Below are 19,544 nucleotides of genomic sequence, written 5' to 3'. Positions count from 1 at the left end.
TAAGGCCATTTGAAACATTACAACACAACGAAATTTTAAGTCGCTAATGTACAGCGAGATATAAAATAAATGAAAAATTATCTCGCAAAAATGATCAATATCTTCCAAAATAAGAATTTCATGGATACGCTTTATTCACAGTGCTGTACTTTTGCATTGTGATCAGCGTTCTTTGAAATACTTATAAATATTCAACCACCATACTCAACCTAACACTATTCGACCCCTTTATTAAAATCGTCATTCCCTTGGGCGTATCTTTTTTAACTTCGGCAATAAAGTTATTTACATGATCATAAAATTCGTACTTGCTGTTTACAGCTTTGAAATACTCCCCAATCAGCACAACCCTTTCAAAGCCTGCTTTATCAACTAGTTCAAGAATTTTACGATGTTCCGCTAAACTATCGTTTCCTAGCTCTTTCATATCCCCCAGTACAACCATTTTATGTGGCGCATCCATTTTGCTGAAGTTCTCAACAGAAGCCTTCATGCTTGTGGGGTTAGCATTGTAAGCATCAATAATCAGTGTGTTGAATGCGGTTTTCTTTAGCTGCGACCGGTTGTTCTGAGGCTGATACTCGTTGAGTGCTTTATTAATTAAACTGGTATCAATATTGAAGTAGTGACCTATGGCAACTGCAGCAAGCGCATTGGTAAAGTTGTAATCGCCAATCAGCAAGGTGTTTACATGTTGTTTCTCTCCATCCTTTCCTACCTTCCACTCAAACTCCAGGTAAGGAGAGTTGCCTGTAATTTTTCCGTTTATATCCAGATCATCTTCTGTGCCATAAAACATGCTGTTAAGCCCTTTAGCCATTTGCATGAGGTATTCATTGTCTTTATTCACAAAAACAATACTATTTGCTTTTCCACGAAGATAATCGTACAATTCGCTTTTTGTTTTTATAACCCCTTCAAAAGAACCGAATCCTTCCAGATGGGCTTTGCCTACATTGGTGATAATTCCATAATCGGGTTCGGCAATCTCGGATAGCTCTTTAATCTCTCCCTGATGGTTGGCCCCCATTTCGATAACTGCAATATCATGTTCGGGGGTTAACCGTAATAAAGTAAGCGGTACACCAATATGATTGTTTAAATTGCCCAGTGTATAAAGAACATTAAATGACTTTTGCAAAACAGCAGCTATTAACTCTTTGGTAGTGGTTTTACCATTGGTTCCGGTAATACCAATAATCTTAGTTTTTAATGTTTTGCGGTGATGATTGGCTAACTGCTGCAATGTTTTTAAAACATCATCAACCAAAACATAACGGTCATTGGGTACAAAATAATTCTTATCGTCAATAACTGCATACGAACAACCTTTCTCTAAAGCTTGGGCCGCATAAGCATTCCCATTAAACGAATCTCCCTGCAAAGCAAAAAAGATTGAACCTTCAGGACAGTTGCGACTATCGGTAGTAACTCCGTTACTAACTTCGAATATAGAATATAGCTTGTTCATTTACGATTTACGATTTTACGATTGAAGGGACAAAGATACTATTTATAGAACACAGAGACACAGAGGCACAGAGATTTTATGAGGGTCAATGATTTATAAGCAATCACCCCGAAAGGGCAGGGGCTGTTAAGTTACATAAGCCCGAAGGGCTTTAACTATGCATAACCCCGGGTGAGCAAAGCGTAACCCGGGGTAGGCTAAACCCTACTCAAAACAGCCCTGAAAGGGTTGAACTCCTTCGGAGCTCAGGAAATGGAGGGGAGTTCGTACCCCGGGTTACGCTTTGCTCACCCGGGGTTATGCACATATTACCCCTGCCGGGGTAATTGCTTACAATTCGTAACTAAAGCAAAGAGCGATTGCTTCCATTCTTGAATATGAATTATATTAAAAATATTATTTATACTTTTGTGAGATTGAAGTATTCAAATAGTTAAAACGTAAATGAACAAGCTTATCAACGTAAACGGGAAGCTGATCGATCTTTCCATACCTAGGGTAATGGGTATATTGAATGTAACTCCAGATTCATTCTACTCAAAAAGCCGGATGCAAACCGAAGAAGATATTGCCGCACGCGCCAAACAAATTCTTGAAGAAGGTGGCGAAATGATCGACATTGGTGCTTACTCATCGCGTCCCGGAGCCGAACATATCACAGCCAAAGAAGAAATAGAACGCCTCCGTACCGGACTCGAAATAATCAGGCGCAACCATCCCGATGCCATTATTTCGGTAGATACGTTTCGCGCCAAAGTGGCCGAGTTTTGTGTAAAAGAGTATCAGGTAGATATAATAAATGATATTGCCGCCGGCGAGATGGACCCTGATATGTTTGATACTGTTGCCCGCCTCAATGTACCTTATATAATAATGCACATGCAGGGAACTCCGCAAAGTATGCAGCAATCTCCCCATTACGATAATCTGGTGAAAGAAGTATTCCTCTATTTTGCCGAAAAAGTGCAGCAGTTGCGCAATCTGGGAGTAAAAGACATTATTCTTGATCCCGGCTTTGGCTTTGGTAAAACCGTTGAGCATAATTATGAATTGATGGCGCATTTAGAAGATTTTCGTATATTTGAACTTCCACTGTTGGTTGGGGTGTCACGAAAGTCGATGATAACACGTCTCTTAAACATATCACCAGCCGAGGCATTGAACGGAACAACCGTGTTAAATACCATCTCCTTAATGAAAGGAGCAGATATTATACGCGTACATGATGTAAAGGAAGCTGTTGAAGCCAAGAAAATAGTTCTGAGTTTAGAGTTCTGAGTTTACGATGCCGCATGGAACTCAAAACTCAAAACTCAAAACTCATAACTTTAAAATATGGATTTTATTAATTTCGGCCTAAAAGATTTTATCGACATATTACTCGTTGCCCTTGTACTGTTTTATACATACAAACTGATGAAGGAATCGGGTTCTATAAATATATTCTCGGGTATACTGATATTCGTGCTTATCTGGCTTGTGGTAACTCAGATTCTCGAAATGAGGTTGCTGGGAACCATACTCGATAAATTGGTAAGTGTAGGGGTACTTGCCCTGATAGTATTGTTTCAGGATGAGATACGGCGTTTCCTTTTAACCCTGGGGGCGCATCGGCAGTTTAGTGCCATCATCAAGTTTTTTACCAATAACAAAAAAAAGGAGAAGAAAGGCAACGAGGATATTATGCCCATTGTAATGGCATGCATCAGTATGGGGAAACAAAAAACCGGAGCACTGATTGTTGTTGAACACAACCTGCCTTTGGACGATATAATCCGTACCGGCGAAGTAATAGATGCCGACATTAACCAACGGCTGATTGAAAACATCTTCTTTAAAAACAGTCCGCTGCACGATGGAGCAATGATAATACGGAAAAACAGAATCAGGGCAGCAGGATGTATATTGCCCGTTTCGCACGATCTTAATATTCCCAAAGAACTCGGACTAAGACACCGGGCGGCTATGGGGATATCACAAGAGTCGGACGCTCATGCAATTATTGTATCCGAAGAAACCGGATCGATATCAATTGCATACCGGGGACAATTCTATCTGCGCTTATCGGCAGAAGAACTGGAAAGCCTATTAACAACTAGTTGATAGTTGATAGTTGATAGTTGAGAGTTACACCGCATGGTAAATAACTCTCAACTCTCAACTCTCAACTCAATAAATATATTATGGACAGACGAAATTTTCTTAGAACAGGTGGCCTTGCATTGATAGGTTCACTAGCTACGCCTGCCGTTGCCGGTTCGTTCGGTGGTTCGGCATTAGGAAATGGCGACAAGCAAGCTGCTATATCACTGGCAATGGCACACTTTGGAGTAACCGAACAAGATTTAAAGAAAGTACTTACGGTAGCTCTTGAAAAAGGGGGCGATTATGCCGATCTCTTCTTTGAACATACCTTTTACAACAATATTGGTTTACAAGATGGCGCAGTAAACCGTTGCAGCTCAAACATCGACTTTGGTGTAGGTGTGCGGGTACTGTCGGGCGATCAGAGCGGATATGCTTATGTTGAAAATGTTTCGCTGAACGATATGGTTAAAGCTGCCCGTACTGCTGCCCGTATCGCTTCGGACGGAAAAGCAAAAACACCGGTAAACCTTACCGAAAAGCCAATCACAAAGAATTATTATTCAATAACCACTCCTTGGGAATCGGTTATCCTGAAAGATAAAATGCCTTATCTGCAAAAACTTAACGATAAGGTTTTCTCGTTAGATAAACGTGTGCAGAAGGTATCTGCCTCGTTATCCGATCAAACCTCTCATATCTTATTCTGCAATTCGGAAGGCATTATCTATTACGACTATCGCCCAATGGTGTCATTGAGTGCTGTTTGTATTATGGAAGAGAACGGAAAAACTGAAAACAATTACTCTGCCCGTTCTTATCGGAGGGGATATGAGTTTCTTTCCGACGATATTATTGATGTTATTGCCCGCGAAGCTGTAGATGGCGCTGCTATTATGTTCAAGGCCATAAAGCCCAAAGGGGGCGAAATGCCTGTAGTACTTGGAGCCGGAGGTTCGGGAATCTTCTTGCACGAAGCCATTGGTCATGCTTTTGAAGCCGACTTTAACCGCAAAAATGTGTCTATATTCTCCGACCTGTTGAACAAAAAAGTATGTAACGAAAACATCAACGTGGTCGATGATGGTACCATCCCCTTTAACCGTGGTTCTATTAATGTAGATGACGAAGGTACCGACGGGCAAAAAACTTATATCGTAAAAGATGGTATCTTAACAAGCTACCTGCACGACCGTATCAGTGCACAGCACTATGGTATACCATCAACCGGAAACGGTCGCCGCGAATCGTTCCGCCATACTCCTATACCACGTATGCGTTCAACATATATGGAAGCCGGTAATATGAAGGAAGAAGATATTATTGCTTCTGTAAAGAAAGGGGTTTATGTAGATAACTTCACTAACGGACAAGTACAGATTGGTGCGGGCGACTTTACATTCTTCGTAAAATCGGGTTATCTTATTGAAGATGGTAAGTTAACACAACCCATCAAGGATATTAATATTATTGGTAATGGCCCCAAAGCATTGGCAGATATTACCATGGTAGCCAACAACGATAAGATTGATAACGGCACATGGACCTGTGGAAAAGACGGGCAATCTTGTCCGGTAACTGATGGAATGCCTTCGGCATTGGTAAGTAAACTTACTGTAGGTGGAGAAAGCTAAATTTAGTTTTTAAGTTTTTGAGTTTTTAAGTTTTTAAGTTTTTAAGTTTTTGAGTTTTTGAGTCAAAGTGTTTTTAATATTGATGCGTTGCACCTTAAAAACTTACAAACTCAAAAACTTACAAACTCAAAAACTCAAAAACTCAAAAACTCAAAAACTTACAAACTCAAAAACTTACAAACTCAAAAACTCAAATAACATGATATCAGATAGCAATAAAAAACTGGCACAGTGGGCAATGGATTTCGCCCTTAAGAATGGTTGTCAGGCAGCGAGAGTAAATTTGTATTCAGGATCGAATACCACATTCGAGTTGCGCGATGCCAAAATGGATAAACTTCAGCAGGCAAGTGAAAGTGGTTTAAGCCTGTCGTTGTATGTAGATGGACGGTATGGTAATTACTCGACCAACCGCTTAGAGAAAAAAGAACTGGAATCGTTTATTAAAAACGGAATAGACTCGACCCGTTACCTGGCTAAAGACGAAGCAAGAGTTTTACCCGATGCTTCGCGCTATTATAAAGGCGGAATGCCCGATCTGCAGCTTTACGACTCGAAGATGGCCAACATAAACCCCGACGAAAAAGTAGCGTTGGCTGTAGCCGCCGCCAATGAGGTAATGGGGAAAGATAGCCGTATTATATCGGTAGATTCATCATACAATGATGGCGAACAATTTGGATACCGTTTGGCCAGCAATGGATTTGAGGGCGAAACCAAACAATCCTGGTGTTCGTTATCAACCGGTGTAAGTATAAAAGGTGAAGGCGAAGCACGCCCCTCTGATGGTTGGTGGGATTCTTCCCTCTATTTTGATAAACTGATTAAAACCGGAATCGGGCAAACTGCGCTAACCCGTGTACTACGTAAATTGGGTCAGCAGAAAATAAAATCGGGTAAATACACCATGGTTGTTGATCCGGTTAATGCCAGCCGTTTGATATCGCCCATGATGAGTGCCCTTAATGGTGGAGCTTTGCAACAACGCAACTCATTCCTTATGAACAAGCTTGGCGAGAAGGTAGGAAGCGAAAAGTTTACCCTTATGGACGAACCGCATCTTATGCAAGCTTCGGGTGCCCGTTACTTCGATGGCGAAGGTATTGCAACCCAAAGGCGTCCGATATACGAAAACGGAGTATTGAAAACTTATTTCATAGATACATATAATGCCAAGAAGATGGGAGTTGAACCTACCATCAGCGGGGCTTCTATATTGGTGCTTCAACCCGGAAACAAGAATCTGGAGCAGTTGATAGCCGGATTAAACAACGCTATCCTTGTTACCGGATTTAATGGTGGTAACAGTAATAGTTCAACAGGCGACTTCTCGTTTGGTATTGAAGGATTCCTGATTGAAAACGGTAAACTTACCACTCCGCTATCCGAAATGAATGTTACCGGTAACATGATTACGCTATGGAACTCTTTTGTTGAGGCAGGTAACGATCCTCGCTTATCGTCGTCATGGAGAATACCATCACTGGTGTTCGAAGGTGTAGACTTTAGCGGATTGTAGTTACTCCAACATTAAGCTCATATAAGGTTCGGTATAAGAAAACAACAACTTAGTGAGCTCTCCAATTGTTAATTGTAAATGGCTGCCCGGTATTCTTTTCCGGGTAGTCATACACTTGCCGTTTACCAGATAATAGTATCCGTTATTCAAAGACAGCTGATCGTCGGTTAACTCAATATTTAGTTCTTTATCAGGATGAGTTGCTGCAAATAATTGCAGTACAGCTTTGGCGTAAATAATGCGTGCCATACCTTTGGGTTTACCCTCGGCATCGGCAGGATGCACCACCACTATTTTATCTGAATTGTAGTGAATAGCCGCTTGTTGAATAAGTATGTTTTCGAGATCGGTGTTGTTGCAAAGTATTTCTTTTACTTTGAGCGTTTTGCTTTCGGGAATAACAAAAGCCATACCTATTATATTGTTATTTTCCCATGCAGTAAAAACAGTACCTCCGGCTAGTTTAAGATCTTCCAGAATAACATTGTAATCATCTTGTTCGTGTTGAATGCAACAAGAACGTTCATGCATTTTTTGGTCGAAGTATGCATAAGATGCCTCGTCGGGGCTGCAAGCATGTTTAATGGTGATACTATCCGGTATGTTTACCTCCTTGATGCCGACCTCTTTTTCCGAATAATGAAATACAGGTACATACCCTGCTTTAGCATAATAATCGAAGAGCCAGGGCTCGGCCGGAATCAATGTGCTTACATATACTCCCTTACGGGTCATTTGTGCAAAACTTTGCGATAAAAGTTCGCGCATAACCCCTTTACCTCTGTATTCTGGGTGTGTACATGCCCCCGATATGTAGGATGTAGAAATCTCTGTACCGCAAAAAGTCATGGGGTAGGGAATCATTTGCAGTGCTGCAATCATGTTGTCCCCACTTTGAATAGATACGTTTATCTTATTGGTATAACGAAGTCCGAAATATAATTCAATAAATTCTTCACTGTCGTTAAAACAAAGTTTCCAGAGCTCTTTTACTCTATTTTTAACAGTCATTAAGTTCCTTTCTTTAAACAAGCCATACTCTTTTCAAGAATAGTTACAGGCTGATAAGATAATTTAGCTTTGCGAAGCCCTTCAATACCCAAGTCTTCTTCCCGGTTAATGTACGTAAACTGTTCGGGGATATGGCTCGCAAATTCATAGTTAATCATAGCGTACGCGCCTTCAAAGCTTGTATCAGCTTTTTCGACATGTACTCCAAAAGTATCGTGGTTAATTGGCATTCCAAAAGTAAAAGCAACAATTTGTCCGTCTACCCGAAGCAATCCTCCACTTAGTCCTATCTCTTCAAAATGTTCCAATGCATAAATAATTGCCCGTCGCTCGTTACCTGTGCCTTCGTGCTGGTCGCAGTTATTCATTTTGCACCATTCGGCTTCCAGTCTTAAACACTCGGGTACCAAATCGGGAGTAATAGCCTCGTATTTGTAGTTATAATTCTTACGGAATTTGTTGATATGATTTCTTTTAGGCTGAAACTTCTTACCAGTTAATGTTGCAAGGTCTGTTCGCAGATAAAGATAATCGGCATAATCCCTATCCGGTTCAATACTAAATTTACCGGGATATATACTCTCTAACTCGGCTTTCATATCTTTGCATACACCCAACATACAGAGTTCGCTCCCTTCGAGTTGTGCATCGTTAATCATTTCATCTAACACTTGTTTCAGGTTTCCTTCGCCTACCGGCATCATATAAGAAAGACTCTCCTGAGTCCAGAACTTAAATACCAGAAAACCATCAATCTCGGCAAATTGAGTATTGTATAAAAACCTCCAGCTACATAAGTTCGAAAAAGAAAGATCACAGTTTCTTCGTGAACTGTTCATTGTGTATTTAGTAATAACATCTTTATCCTGTAGAGTGATTTCTTTAAATGGTATCATAATTATTAAAACAAATTACTTTGTGTTTTGTTACTGCTGCTTTATTAAATTAAAAAAAAGAATTCAAATTTTGCAAAAATAGCCAAAGTAAACGAAAGAGTTTATTTATTAGATTTATAATTCCTTGCTAATTGTTAAAAGGTAAACGTGCTGATTTTCTGTTACAATCGATATTAAATGTGGCTATTCATAAAAGAAATGTAATCGGATTTAGCATAAAAATGGAATATTTGCTTATTTTTGCATGGATAGTCAATTATTTTAATAGGGGTATAATAACTAATTAACACAGAGGAAATATGAAAAAAAGTTTCTTAATCAGTTTGTTAACAGCTTTTGCTGTTCTGTTTTCAATGAATGTAAGCGCTCAAACCAAAGCTACCAAAGCCGAAATGAAGGGTCAACAAAAACATGAAAAAGTATTAAATAAAGACTTGCAGCAAAAAGCACTGAAGGAAGCACGCAAAGAAGCAAAAAAACTAACAAAAGAAGGCTTTAAAACCCCTGCTGGCAAGTTGCCTTTAGATAAGCAGTTAGAAAACGCCTGGCAAAAACAAGTAGAGATCGATACCGATGGTAATCCATACTGGTATGTTGCATCATCGAGAGCAATTGGTGGAAATCAGTCGGCTGCTGCACTACAGGCTACCAATGCAGCAAAGCTGGATCTTGCCGGACAAATACAAACCAAGGTTTCTCAATTAATCAGCGCCACTGTGGCAAACGATGATATGGGACAGGAAGCTGCCGCCAGTCTTTCGAGCATGGTTGCCGAAAGTAAGTCAATTATAGCCGCAACTTTGGGCCGTACCATTCCTTTGGTCGAAATTTACCGTACACTCCCTAACAAAAATGTAGAGGTACAGGTTACTCTGGGTTACAGTTTGGATGCAGCCAATCAGGCAGCAGTTAAAGCTATTCGGGCAGAGTTGGCAAAGAAATCGGAAGAACTAGCTAAGGAACTTGATAAATTAGGATATTAATAGTAGTTAGTAGCTAGTAGCTAGTAGTTAGTAGCTAGTAGTAAGTAGTTAGTAGTTAGTAGTTAGTAGCAAGTAGTAAGAATCCATGCGGCATCGTACTACTAGCTACTAGCTACTAACTACTAACTACTAGCTACTAACTACTAACTACTAACTAAAAAATAAAGTATCATGAAAAGAAACAAATATTTACTGATTGCTTTTTTTGTCTCTTTTTCATTCACTACCCAAGCACAGGAACGTGACTTTGAGAAAGAATTCGAAGATTTTCAGAATAAGGCAGGGAAAGATTACAGTGATTTTAAAAACAAGGCCGACGAAGAATTCGCCGGTTTCCTTCGTGAAGTCTGGGCTAAGTTCGAAGCATCCGAGCCCATTCCGCCCCCAGTACGTCCGGAGCCGGTAAAGCCTCAGGAGTTTGATGAAGATAAACCAGTTGAAAAACCGGTCGAAATAGTTCCTAAAGAACCCCAACCTGTTACTGTTCCCGATCCCGAACCGGAAGATGAACCAGTAATGGTATTAGACCCTGATCCGGTTAAAAAACCAGCAACACCAGCTAAAGATAAACCAACCGATAAACCCGATCCGGGAGTCTATGTGCCGGGTAAACCCTATACCCCTGTGGTGGTAGAAGCACCAAAAGTGCCACCAGGCCCTTCTGTTAAGCGTACACCTATCCGGTTTTACGGAACCACTTTGCAGGTGGCAACCAGTTCGGTCGAAAAACTGTCTTTAACAGGTATGAGCGAATCGAATATCGCCGATGCATGGACCAAAGTGTGTAAAGCCGATTATGAACAGTTGATAAAAGATTGTATGACCATCCGTAAGGAACGGAAATTAAACGATTGGGCATATGTTTTGTTTACCAAGCAAATCGGGACACAACTTTATGGAAGCAATAGAACCAAAGAAATTACATTTCTGCAAATGTTTCTGTTGGCAAAATCGGGCTATAAGGTAAAACTGGCCAAGATAAATGATGAGCTGAAACTAATGCTTGCCCCCGCAGCTACACTATATGGAGCTCCATATATTACTTTAAGCGGAACAAGGTATTATATCTTTGAACCTCGCGAACAACAAGGAAAGCTAAATATATACACTTACGAACAAGAATTTGCTAATTCTAAAAATCATGTAGCATTATATATGCCTGGAGTTCCTGTTTTTGAAATGGTGCCTCATACAAAAACATTGCAGTCGAAGAACAAAGATGTTATTGTGCAAACAGTTGTGAATAAGAACCTGATCGATTTTTATAAGGACTATCCGCAGTGCAATGTAGAGATTCATTATAAAACCCCAATGAGTGCGGAATTAAAGAATTCTTTATATCCACCATTGAAGAAAGCCATCGAAGGTAAATCGCAAAAAGATGCAGCCAACATTCTGATTACTTTTGTGCAAACCGCATTTCCTTATATGACCGATGGTGAACAGTTTGGATACGAGAAACCCAACTTCTACGAAGAAAACTTCTTCTATCCTTATAATGACTGCGAAGATCGCGCAATGTTGTATGCCACATTGGTAAAAGACCTTTTAGGGCTGAATGTTATCTTACTCGATTATCCCGATCACATAGCTTCTGCCGTGAATTTTACAGAAAACATTCAAGGCGACTATGTTACTTTTGAAGACCAAAAATACATTATCTGCGACCCAACATATATCGGAGCATCTATAGGTATGTGTATGGAGCAATACAAATCTGTGTCGCCAGCGGTTATCAGGTAAAAGGCGCGAAGGCGTGAAGGCAAGAAAGCATGAAGGCGCGAAGGCGTGAAAGCGCGAAGGCGCGAAAGGATGAAAGCGCGAAGGCAAGAAAGATTTTACACTTTCGCGCTTTCGCGCCTTCTTTCCTTCGCGCCTTTCACTTTCTTTCCTTCGCGCCTTCGCGCCTTCTTGCTTTCGCGCCTTTTCGCTTATTTTGTAAATCAGATGAAAAAATACTTGGAATTGCAATGTGGATATTGCAAAATTGTGTAATTTTGCAGCGCAATTAGCATATCTACCTGTATTATAACATCTTATTTATAACAAATTGTTCATGGATTTAATTAGCGAAATTGTCGCACGCGCAAAAGCGACTCGTCAACGCATTGTTCTTCCCGAAGGAACAGAAGAACGTACATTAACCGCAGCCGATCAGGTTTTGGCAGAAGGTATAGCACATCTTATTATTCTAGGCAATCCTACAAAGATAAAGGAAGTAGCCTCTAAACTGAACCTGACTAACATTGACAAGGCTGAAATTATCGACCCTGAAAATCATCCCAAGAAAGAAACGTATGCGCAATTACTGGTTGAATTGCGTAAAAGTAAAGGTATGACAATTGAAGATGCACGCCAATTAGTTTTAAACCCGCTTTACCTGGGTTGCTTAATTGTTAAGAACGGCGATGCCGATGGACAATTGGCCGGTGCAGAAAATACTACAGGAAATGTGTTGCGTCCTGCATTGCAGATAATCAAAACAAAACCGGGAATTACCACCGTGTCGGGCGCCATGTTGCTTATTACCAAGCATCAGGAGTTTGGAAAAAATGGTGTTGTAGTAATCAGTGATGTAGCTGTAACTCCGGTTCCTAATGCCGAACAACTTGCACAAATAGCTGTATGTACATCGCATACTGCAACTGCGGTGCTTGGAATAGAAAAACCGAAAGTAGCAATGTTGAGCTTCTCGACCAAGGGTTCTGCAAAACACGAGGCTGCCGATAAAGTAATTGAAGCTACCCGTTTGGCAAAAGAAATGAATCCGGAATTAGTTATTGATGGAGAAATGCAGGCAGATGCAGCATTGATCCCATCTGTGGGAGAAAGAAAAGCTCCGGGATCGGAAGTTGCCGGACATGCTGATGTACTGGTAGTACCAAGCCTCGAAGTAGGTAACATTGGTTATAAATTGGCCGAACGTTTAGGTGATGTGGAAGCTGTAGGACCAATCCTTCAAGGTATGGCTCAACCAGTGAACGATTTATCACGTGGATGTTCTGTATCAGATATATATAAAATGATAGCTATCACAGCTAATCAAGCAAGTTGCGAGTAGTGAGTAATGAGTAATGAGTTTTGAGTAATGAGTTACCATGCGGGTTCACAACTCATCACTCACAACTCATTACTCATAACTCAAAACTCATTACTCACAACTCACTACTCACTACTTAAAACTTAAAACAAAATGAAGGTATTGATATTGAACTGTGGAAGTTCATCAATTAAATATAAGCTGTTCAATATGGACAGCAAAGAAATTATGGCTCAGGGTGGACTTGAGAAAATCGGTCTGCAAGGTTCTTTCTTGAAACTAACATTGCCTAATGGCGAGAAAGCTGTAATTGAACGTGGCATTTCCGAACACAAAGCCGGTATTGAATTTATTCTTGAAACGCTGACAGGCAAAGAATATGGTTGCATCAGCTCGTTGCAAGATATAGCAGCAGTTGGTCATCGTGTGGTTCATGGAGGAGAAAAGTTCAACTCTTCGGTACTGATTACCAAAGAAGTTATCGACCAAATGGTAGCATGCTCCGATCTTGCTCCTTTGCATAACCCGGCAAACCTGAAAGGAATTTATACCATTCAGGAACTGTTGCCAAACGTTCCGCAGGTGGGCGTTTTTGATACAGCCTTCCACCAAACCATGCCCGATTATGCATATATGTATGCCGTGCCTTACGAATACTATACCAAATATGCTGCCCGTCGTTATGGTTTCCACGGAACAAGCCACAGATATGTATCGCAACGTGTATGCGAATTCCTGGGAGTTAGCCCCGAAGGTAAACGTATTATTACCTGCCACATTGGTAACGGTGGTTCGATTACTGCAATAAAAGATGGTAAATCAATAGACACTTCTATGGGATTAACTCCACTCGAAGGTTTAATGATGGGTACCCGTTGCGGTGATGTGGATGCTGGCCTGCTTACCTACATCATGCAAAAAGAAGGACTGGACAGAACTGGTTTGGCCGAAGTGTTGAACAAGAAGAGCGGAGTAGTAGGTATATCGGGCGTATCATCGGATATGCGCGAACTGGAAAAAGCGGTTGCCGAAGGTAACGAACGTGCTATTCTTGCCGATGCCATGTATTGCTACCGCGTTCAGAAGTATATCGGTGCCTATGCTGCAGCTTTAGGTGGTGTGGATATTATTGTTTTCACTGGCGGAGTAGGCGAGAACCAATATCCATTGCGCTACACAGTATGCAAGGATCTTGAATTTATGGGCGTTAAAATGGATAAGGAAGTAAACGACAGAACCAGAGGGGAAGAAGTTGTAATCAGCGCCCCTGATTCGAAAGTGAAAGTTGTTGTTATTCCTACCGACGAAGAATTAACTATAGCTTTAGATACTGTAGAAATATTGAATAAAAGGAGGTAAAGAAGGTAGAGTGAGGTAAAGGAGGTAAAGTAACGATGCCGCATGGAACTTTACCTCCTTTACCTCACTCTACCTCCTTTACCTCCTTCCCTAAAAACTGATATCATGAAAAGAACTCTTTATTTATTACTTTTTGTTTTAATCCCAGGCATTCTTTTTGCACAGGGAAAAGCAAAATATGTTTTTTATTTTATTGGAGACGGAATGGGTGTTAACCAGGTTAATGTTACAGAAATGTATCGTGCCGATGCCGAAGAAAACCGTATTGGTATTATTCCTTTGCAGTTTACACAATTTCCGGTGATTAATCTTGCTACAACATATTGTACCACCAGTCCGGTTACCGACTCAGCAGCAGCAGGTACGGCTCTTGCTACAGGCGAAAAAACATATAGTGGCGCAATTGGTGTTGATGTAAACAAACAACCTATCGTTACTATTGCCGAAAGAGCCAAGAAAGCAGGTAAGAGGGTAGGGATTACTACCAGTGTAAGTGTTGACCATGCTACACCAGCTGCATTTTATGCTCATCAGCCTTCCAGAAGCATGTGTTATGAAATTGCAACAGATCTTCCGAAAGCAAATCTGGACTTTTATGCCGGTGGTGGTTTTGTAAAACCCGATAAAACATATAAGAAAGAGGATGCTCCCAATATATTCCCCATATTCGAAGAGGCTGGCTATACCATTGCACGTGGTTACAAAGATTTTAAAGCCAAATCTTCTTCGGCAAAGAAAATGATTCTTATTCAGGAAGAAGGAAAAGACCCATCGTCTCTGCCTTATGCGCTCGACCGTAAATCGGACGATTTAACATTGGCACAAATAACAGAGAGTGCAATTTCTTTCCTTACAAAGGATAATAAGAAAGGATTTTTCCTGATGGTTGAAGGGGGTAAGATTGACTGGGCATGCCACGATAACGATGCTGCCAATGCCATACACGAAGTTATGGATATGGATGAGGCTGTTAAAGTTGCATTGGAGTTTTACAAGAAACATCCCAAAGAAACGCTTATTGTAATTTCTGCCGATCATGAAACTGGTGGTATTACATTGGGTAAGAAGAGTTATTATGCAAACCTGAAAGTACTGAAACACCAAAAGCAATCGTTAGGTGGTTTATCGGGCAAAATAACCGAACTGCGTAAACAAAAGAATCATAAAGTAACCTGGGAAGAGATTAAGTCTTTGCTTGGTGAAACAATGGGATTCTGGACCGAGACCCCTGTTAGCTGGGAAAACGAAAAGATTCTTCGCGATGCATTCGAAGCTTCTTTTAACGACAAAGCAAATCAGGAAATGGAAAAACGCGAATATTCAAGCAGTGAACCTTTAGCTTCGGCTGCCATTAAAGTAATGAGCAATATTGCTTATGTAGGTTGGTCAAGTGGTGATCATTCCGGAGGTTATGTTCCCGTTTATGCCATTGGTGCCGGCTCCGAACTGTTCATGGGTAAAATGGATAATACCGATATACCAAAGAGGATAGCAAAAGCAGGAGGGTTTTAAAAAATTACGAATTGTTAATTACGAATTACGAATTAACGATGCCGCATGGACAATTCGTAATTCGTAATTTATAATTCATAATTAAAACTTCGTCTCTCCCTCCACATACTCTTCCAAGAACAGATTCTCTCCATCGAATACAGCATACGAGAAGTAAGAGATCCAATCTCCCAGAATCAGCATTCGGGTATCTCTGCTTAACATCAGGTTGAGCATGATATGCCGATGTCCATAAATAAAGTAGTTAATATTGGGATGGTCTTTTAAATATTCTTTCGAGTAGAGAACAAGAAATTCTTTATCTTCGCCCATATACTCCGGTTCTTTACCATCTTCACGCTTCAAACGGCTATGTTTGGCCCAGCTTAATCCCCACTCCATAGACCACCGTGGATGAATGGCCGAGAATATAGTTTGTAATGTGCTACTATGAAAAGCAGAACGCAAAAACTTGAAAGTTTTGCTTGGGTCGCCTAATCCATCACCATGAGCCAGATAAAATTCCTTTCCGTAAATCTCGGTAGTTAATGGTTCTTTGTGGAGTATCATGCCACACTCCTGCTGAAAATAATCGTAGCACCAAATATCGTGGTTGCCAATAAAGAAATGTACTTCTACCCCCATATCTGTTAGCTCGGATATCTTTCCGAGGAAACGGGTGTATCCTCTAGGTACAACAGTTTTAAACTCGTACCAATAATCAAACATATCGCCCAACAGGTATATGGCCGATGCTTTGTGTTTAATACTATCCAGGAAATTAACCAAACGCCTCTCCTGAGTTCGTCCGCTTGTTATAGCACGAGATCCCAGATGGGCATCCGAAAGAAAATATACGTTCTTCATTTACAATAGTCCCAGTTCAAGTTTTGCTTCTTCGCTAAGCATATCTTTGTTCCATTCCGGTTCAAAAACAAGATTGATGGTTGTAGAAGTTACCCCTTCTACCGATTCTACTCTCTGCCGCACATCCTCCATAATGAAGTCGGCTGCCGGACATCCCGGAGCGGTAAGAGTCATTTCGATGGTAGTGGCACCATTCTCTTCTACATCTATTTTATAAATTAATCCCAGGTCGTAAACATTAACAGGGATTTCCGGGTCGTATACGGTTTTCAGTACATCGACTATTTTTTCTTCTATTTCGAATGTTGTCATAATAATAATATTTATAGGGGAATATGGCTTTCACCTTACTGCAAATATACGTTATTATTTTGTCATAGCGAAATTTCACCACAGAGTTCACAGAGTTACACAGAGTTTTAAATACGATGCCGCATGGAAGTTTAAAACTCTGTGTAACTCTGTGAACTCGTGGTGAAATCGTACAAGTCAGATTAAGCCTTTATCACCGAAACTAAAATAAGTTCCATCGCAAACAACAATATGATCTACCAGATTGATGTTCATAGTTTTGGCTGCCTGTTGTATGGCCGAAGTTAGCCTTTTATCATTAATACTAGGTTCGGGATTACCTGATGGGTGATTATGGCATAAAATAATTGATGTTGCCCTTTCCAGAAGAGCTTCGCGTAAAATTGTTCTCACATCGGCATAGGTGCCGTCAATACCACCAGTGCTAATTTTAACTGTTTTAATCACTTTACTAGCCTGGTTGAGAAGCAGTATCCAGAACTCTTCTTGTGGGGCATCGCATAGAATGGGGTGGAATATGTTGTAGGCATCGCGCGAGGATAAAATCACGCTGCGTTCTTTTGCCTCTTGGAGTTTTCTTCTTTTCCCCAATTCTAATGCTGCCATTATTGTGGTAGCTTTAGCGGGTCCAATACCATTAAAAACAGAGAAGTCTGCACTATTCCATTTTCCAAGTTCGTTAAGGTTATTGTCGCATGTCGACAGCATCCGTCGCATAAGTTCAACAGCGCTTTCGTCTTTATTTCCCGAACCGATAAGTATGGCTAGTAATTCTGCATCGCTCAATGCATTAATCCCTTTGGATAGCATTTTTTCGCGCGGGCGGTCTTCTTCTGCCCATTTGTTAATACTGAGTCTTGGCTTTTCTGTGTTTTGCATGTTGCAAAAATAGTATTACTCGTAGTTTAATCTGTTGCTGGTGGTTATAATTGGAGTGTTATACAATGAATTCGGACGGATGTAAACATATTCTTTTACATAGTCAATAATTACATCAAATTTTTCCAGTACTCTGTTTCCCAGAACACCAATATAGAAATAACCATCAGAAAGTGCACCTTGTTGATCATTAAAATAGTGTATATCAACATTGTCGAATTTGTTTTCTCCTAGCTGAATACTTTCTGATTGAATGGTTCCTCCTTCGGATTTCCCCGACAATCCTAACTCTGCTTTCCATTTACGTACATTCATTTGGTTCAATTTGTACTTTTCTGCTGTCTTACCAGTGAAGAGGATAGCATGTCCACTACCAGTGTCTAACAGGAAATCTCCACTGATTGTTTTTTTACCAATCTTGACCTTTAATGGTATTGTAATTTTAGTGAGATGATTTTTGTACTTGATGCGAGTCCAGGATTTATCAAAATCCATTTTTGCTTGTCCTTTATATAGCCGGAATTCTTTTTTATCGTAATATATTTCAAAAGTGAACAAATCTTTAGGTTCTATACCCACTAAAACATCTTCGGAAAGATTTTTATATACTTTGTAAATGGAGTTTGTTAACGTTTCGTTTGCGATTTTATAGTTGATCTTTTCAAAAGCGACCTTAACTTTAGCACTATCGTTGCCAGCACCACCTCCAAAAAAAGGACTATACTCCAGTTCCTTTTTATTGATAGCATATTTCTCTACCAACTCTTCAGATAAAGAAATATCTGTGGCACCTGTATCCAAACAAAATTTAGCTTTTATAGAATCATTGATTATTCCTTCAGCAATAATCAAAAAAGAATCGTAGGAAAACGGAAATCTTTGTGGCTCATTTTGTCCGAACAATGCTGCTGCATAACAAAAAGCAGTTAGAAGAATGTATATTCTCATAGTACTTTACTTATAGAAATTCTTATTGAAAGCCGTAAACTCATTCCTACCCAACACACAGCGTTTCCACCAGGCCGAAAGGAAACCAAGTCCGTATCCTGTTAGTTGTACAAAAGCTGCCACTATAGCTAATAAACCAATAGAAACACTTTTGTTTTGTATGCTGGCATCAATAGCTACCAGTAAAGCATATAGCAATATAAGAGTTGCTGCGTATGGACACACAAATAAAGAAATAAGAAACAGGAAGAATATTCCAGATGTAAACAATGCAGGTAATAAATGCACCAGTTTAAGCGTATCCGGGTATTTTTTATAAAGATTGATACGTGCAATACCCGAGTTATAAACCTGTTTGAAGAATTTCCGGAAGTCTGTACGTCTTTTATGATACACCCAGGCATCGGGGAAAAGACGACAAGCATATCCGGCTTTAAATATGCGGATGCTGAAATCAATATCTTCACCAAACCTCATGTCCGAGAATCCTTTCAGATTATTAAAAGCTTCCCTGCGTATTCCCATATTGAAACTACGGGGATAGAATTTATCCATTTTCTTTTTTCCACCACGTATTCCGCCAGTGGTGAAAAAAGAAGTCATAGAATAATTAATCGCTTTTTGAATGTTGGTGAAAGAGTGGTGTGCTCTGTCGGGTCCGCCAAAGGCATCGGCGTATTCAGTATTCAGTTCCTTTTCAATCGCTTCAAAATAACCTTCGGGAACAATACAATCCGAATCGAGGAAAATAAAATAGTCACCCTTGCTACGTTCTGCTCCATAATTACGCGATTGCGCAGGTCCGGAGTTTGATTTGAAGAAGTATTGAATGTCTAAATCATTCATATATTTGTCTACAATATTTTTGCAGGATAGCGAAGAGCCATCTTCAACAATAATAACCTCAAATTGCTTGAAGTGCTGATGAGTAAGACTTTCAAGTAGTTCGTCAACCTCATCGGGGCGGTTGTAAACAGGAATGATGACAGAGTAATACATAATTTACAGTTGAGAATTGAGAGTTGAGAGTTGAGAGTTGAGTTGAACTG

17 protein-coding genes are annotated in these 19,544 nt (G+C 40.2%); 9 read left to right on the top strand and 8 right to left on the bottom strand.

Features of this window, described 5'->3' with window-relative positions; all coding sequences use genetic code 11:
- Window positions 1-181: 181 nt before the first annotated feature.
- Complete coding sequence (gene murF, locus D0T85_RS03900; RefSeq protein WP_163210448.1) at window positions 182-1,471, bottom strand: UDP-N-acetylmuramoyl-tripeptide--D-alanyl-D-alanine ligase; 1,290 nt, start codon at window positions 1,469-1,471, stop codon at window positions 182-184.
- Between the two features lie 444 nt (window positions 1,472-1,915).
- Here murF and folP point away from each other — a divergent pair, with 444 nt between their 5' ends.
- The 4 genes from folP (at window position 1,916) to D0T85_RS03880 (ending at window position 6,709) form a co-directional block, all read left to right on the top strand.
- Entirely contained in the window at window positions 1,916-2,749 is an 834-nt protein-coding gene (gene folP, locus D0T85_RS03895; protein WP_163210446.1) for a dihydropteroate synthase, read from the top strand.
- Window positions 2,750-2,806: 57 nt separating this feature from the next.
- Window positions 2,807-3,574, top strand: coding sequence for a diadenylate cyclase CdaA (gene cdaA, locus D0T85_RS03890; RefSeq protein ID WP_163210444.1), 768 nt, complete (start codon window positions 2,807-2,809; stop codon window positions 3,572-3,574).
- An 80-nt stretch (window positions 3,575-3,654) separates the two neighbouring features.
- Window positions 3,655-5,190, top strand: a complete 1,536-nt coding sequence (locus tag D0T85_RS03885; RefSeq protein WP_163210442.1) for a TldD/PmbA family protein — start codon at window positions 3,655-3,657, stop codon at window positions 5,188-5,190.
- Between the two features lie 199 nt (window positions 5,191-5,389).
- The gene (locus D0T85_RS03880) at window positions 5,390-6,709 is read left to right on the top strand and encodes a TldD/PmbA family protein (protein ID WP_163210440.1); all 1,320 of its coding nucleotides are present in this window, start codon (window positions 5,390-5,392) and stop codon (window positions 6,707-6,709) included.
- Here the strand turns inward: D0T85_RS03880 and D0T85_RS03875 are convergent, their stop codons facing one another.
- Both D0T85_RS03875 and D0T85_RS03870 read right to left on the bottom strand, forming a co-directional pair.
- Window positions 6,710-7,720 (bottom strand): GNAT family N-acetyltransferase, encoded by a 1,011-nt coding sequence (locus D0T85_RS03875; protein ID WP_163210438.1) that lies wholly within the window; start codon window positions 7,718-7,720, stop codon window positions 6,710-6,712.
- Window positions 7,720-8,616 (bottom strand): DUF2156 domain-containing protein, encoded by an 897-nt coding sequence (locus tag D0T85_RS03870; RefSeq protein WP_163210436.1) that lies wholly within the window; start codon window positions 8,614-8,616, stop codon window positions 7,720-7,722. The genes D0T85_RS03875 and D0T85_RS03870 overlap by 1 nt, the downstream gene beginning before the upstream one ends.
- A 299-nt stretch (window positions 8,617-8,915) precedes the next feature.
- On the opposite strand from D0T85_RS03870, the gene D0T85_RS03865 reads away from it, so the two are divergent.
- The 5 genes from D0T85_RS03865 to D0T85_RS03845 all read left to right on the top strand — a co-directional run bounded on the left by D0T85_RS03865 (window position 8,916) and on the right by D0T85_RS03845 (window position 15,510).
- Entirely contained in the window at window positions 8,916-9,599 is a 684-nt protein-coding gene (locus tag D0T85_RS03865) for a hypothetical protein (protein ID WP_163210434.1), read from the top strand.
- 171 nt (window positions 9,600-9,770) lie between these two features.
- On the top strand, window positions 9,771-11,342 hold the full coding sequence (locus tag D0T85_RS03860; protein ID WP_163210432.1) for a hypothetical protein: 1,572 nt from the start codon (window positions 9,771-9,773) through the stop codon (window positions 11,340-11,342).
- Window positions 11,343-11,655: 313 nt separating this feature from the next.
- Window positions 11,656-12,660: a phosphate acetyltransferase gene (gene pta / locus D0T85_RS03855; protein ID WP_163210430.1), complete on the top strand. Its 1,005-nt coding sequence runs from the start codon at window positions 11,656-11,658 to the stop codon at window positions 12,658-12,660.
- Between the two features lie 132 nt (window positions 12,661-12,792).
- Window positions 12,793-13,998 carry an acetate kinase gene (locus D0T85_RS03850; protein WP_163210428.1) on the top strand — a complete coding sequence of 402 codons (1,206 nt, stop codon included), beginning with the start codon at window positions 12,793-12,795 and terminating at the stop codon, window positions 13,996-13,998.
- A 105-nt stretch (window positions 13,999-14,103) separates the two neighbouring features.
- Window positions 14,104-15,510 (top strand): alkaline phosphatase, encoded by a 1,407-nt coding sequence (locus tag D0T85_RS03845; RefSeq protein WP_163210426.1) that lies wholly within the window; start codon window positions 14,104-14,106, stop codon window positions 15,508-15,510.
- An 81-nt stretch (window positions 15,511-15,591) separates the two neighbouring features.
- On the opposite strand, the gene D0T85_RS03840 is transcribed toward D0T85_RS03845, so the two are convergent.
- From D0T85_RS03840 to D0T85_RS03820, 5 genes are all read right to left on the bottom strand, one after another.
- Window positions 15,592-16,356 (bottom strand): UDP-2,3-diacylglucosamine diphosphatase, encoded by a 765-nt coding sequence (locus D0T85_RS03840; RefSeq protein WP_163210424.1) that lies wholly within the window; start codon window positions 16,354-16,356, stop codon window positions 15,592-15,594.
- Window positions 16,357-16,668, bottom strand: a complete 312-nt coding sequence (locus D0T85_RS03835; RefSeq protein WP_163210422.1) for a metal-sulfur cluster assembly factor — start codon at window positions 16,666-16,668, stop codon at window positions 16,357-16,359.
- A 177-nt stretch (window positions 16,669-16,845) separates the two neighbouring features.
- Complete coding sequence (gene radC / locus D0T85_RS03830) at window positions 16,846-17,547, bottom strand: DNA repair protein RadC (protein ID WP_163210420.1); 702 nt, start codon at window positions 17,545-17,547, stop codon at window positions 16,846-16,848.
- A gap of 15 nt (window positions 17,548-17,562) precedes the next feature.
- Complete coding sequence (locus tag D0T85_RS03825; RefSeq protein WP_163210418.1) at window positions 17,563-18,495, bottom strand: pepsin/retropepsin-like aspartic protease family protein; 933 nt, start codon at window positions 18,493-18,495, stop codon at window positions 17,563-17,565.
- 6 nt (window positions 18,496-18,501) lie between these two features.
- Window positions 18,502-19,494 (bottom strand): glycosyltransferase family 2 protein, encoded by a 993-nt coding sequence (locus D0T85_RS03820; protein ID WP_163210416.1) that lies wholly within the window; start codon window positions 19,492-19,494, stop codon window positions 18,502-18,504.
- Between the last annotated feature and the right edge of the window lie 50 nt (window positions 19,495-19,544).

Origin of the sequence: Bacteroides sp. 519 (assembly GCF_010500955.1) — a bacterium.
Taxonomy (GTDB): Bacteria; Bacteroidota; Bacteroidia; order Bacteroidales; family Bacteroidaceae; genus Bacteroides.
This window is presented reverse-complemented; position numbering and strand designations above follow the sequence as displayed.

Excerpts from the sequence above, each read along its gene's own strand:
- D0T85_RS03850 (WP_163210428.1), top strand. The coding sequence starts at position 12,793 with ATGAAGGTATTGATATTGAACTGTGGAAGTTCATCAATTAAATATAAG.
- D0T85_RS03860 (WP_163210432.1), top strand. The coding sequence starts at position 9,771 with ATGAAAAGAAACAAATATTTACTGATTGCTTTTTTTGTCTCTTTTTCA.
- D0T85_RS03825 (WP_163210418.1), bottom strand. The coding sequence starts at position 18,495 with ATGAGAATATACATTCTTCTAACTGCTTTTTGTTATGCAGCAGCATTG.
- radC (WP_163210420.1), bottom strand. The coding sequence starts at position 17,547 with ATGCAAAACACAGAAAAGCCAAGACTCAGTATTAACAAATGGGCAGAA.
- murF (WP_163210448.1), bottom strand. The coding sequence starts at position 1,471 with ATGAACAAGCTATATTCTATATTCGAAGTTAGTAACGGAGTTACTACC.
- pta (WP_163210430.1), top strand. The coding sequence starts at position 11,656 with ATGGATTTAATTAGCGAAATTGTCGCACGCGCAAAAGCGACTCGTCAA.
- D0T85_RS03865 (WP_163210434.1), top strand. The coding sequence starts at position 8,916 with ATGAAAAAAAGTTTCTTAATCAGTTTGTTAACAGCTTTTGCTGTTCTG.
- D0T85_RS03885 (WP_163210442.1), top strand. The coding sequence starts at position 3,655 with ATGGACAGACGAAATTTTCTTAGAACAGGTGGCCTTGCATTGATAGGT.
- D0T85_RS03880 (WP_163210440.1), top strand. The coding sequence starts at position 5,390 with ATGATATCAGATAGCAATAAAAAACTGGCACAGTGGGCAATGGATTTC.
- D0T85_RS03835 (WP_163210422.1), bottom strand. The coding sequence starts at position 16,668 with ATGACAACATTCGAAATAGAAGAAAAAATAGTCGATGTACTGAAAACC.
- D0T85_RS03870 (WP_163210436.1), bottom strand. The coding sequence starts at position 8,616 with ATGATACCATTTAAAGAAATCACTCTACAGGATAAAGATGTTATTACT.
- cdaA (WP_163210444.1), top strand. The coding sequence starts at position 2,807 with ATGGATTTTATTAATTTCGGCCTAAAAGATTTTATCGACATATTACTC.
- D0T85_RS03875 (WP_163210438.1), bottom strand. The coding sequence starts at position 7,720 with ATGACTGTTAAAAATAGAGTAAAAGAGCTCTGGAAACTTTGTTTTAAC.
- D0T85_RS03820 (WP_163210416.1), bottom strand. The coding sequence starts at position 19,494 with ATGTATTACTCTGTCATCATTCCTGTTTACAACCGCCCCGATGAGGTT.
- D0T85_RS03840 (WP_163210424.1), bottom strand. The coding sequence starts at position 16,356 with ATGAAGAACGTATATTTTCTTTCGGATGCCCATCTGGGATCTCGTGCT.
- folP (WP_163210446.1), top strand. The coding sequence starts at position 1,916 with ATGAACAAGCTTATCAACGTAAACGGGAAGCTGATCGATCTTTCCATA.
- D0T85_RS03845 (WP_163210426.1), top strand. The coding sequence starts at position 14,104 with ATGAAAAGAACTCTTTATTTATTACTTTTTGTTTTAATCCCAGGCATT.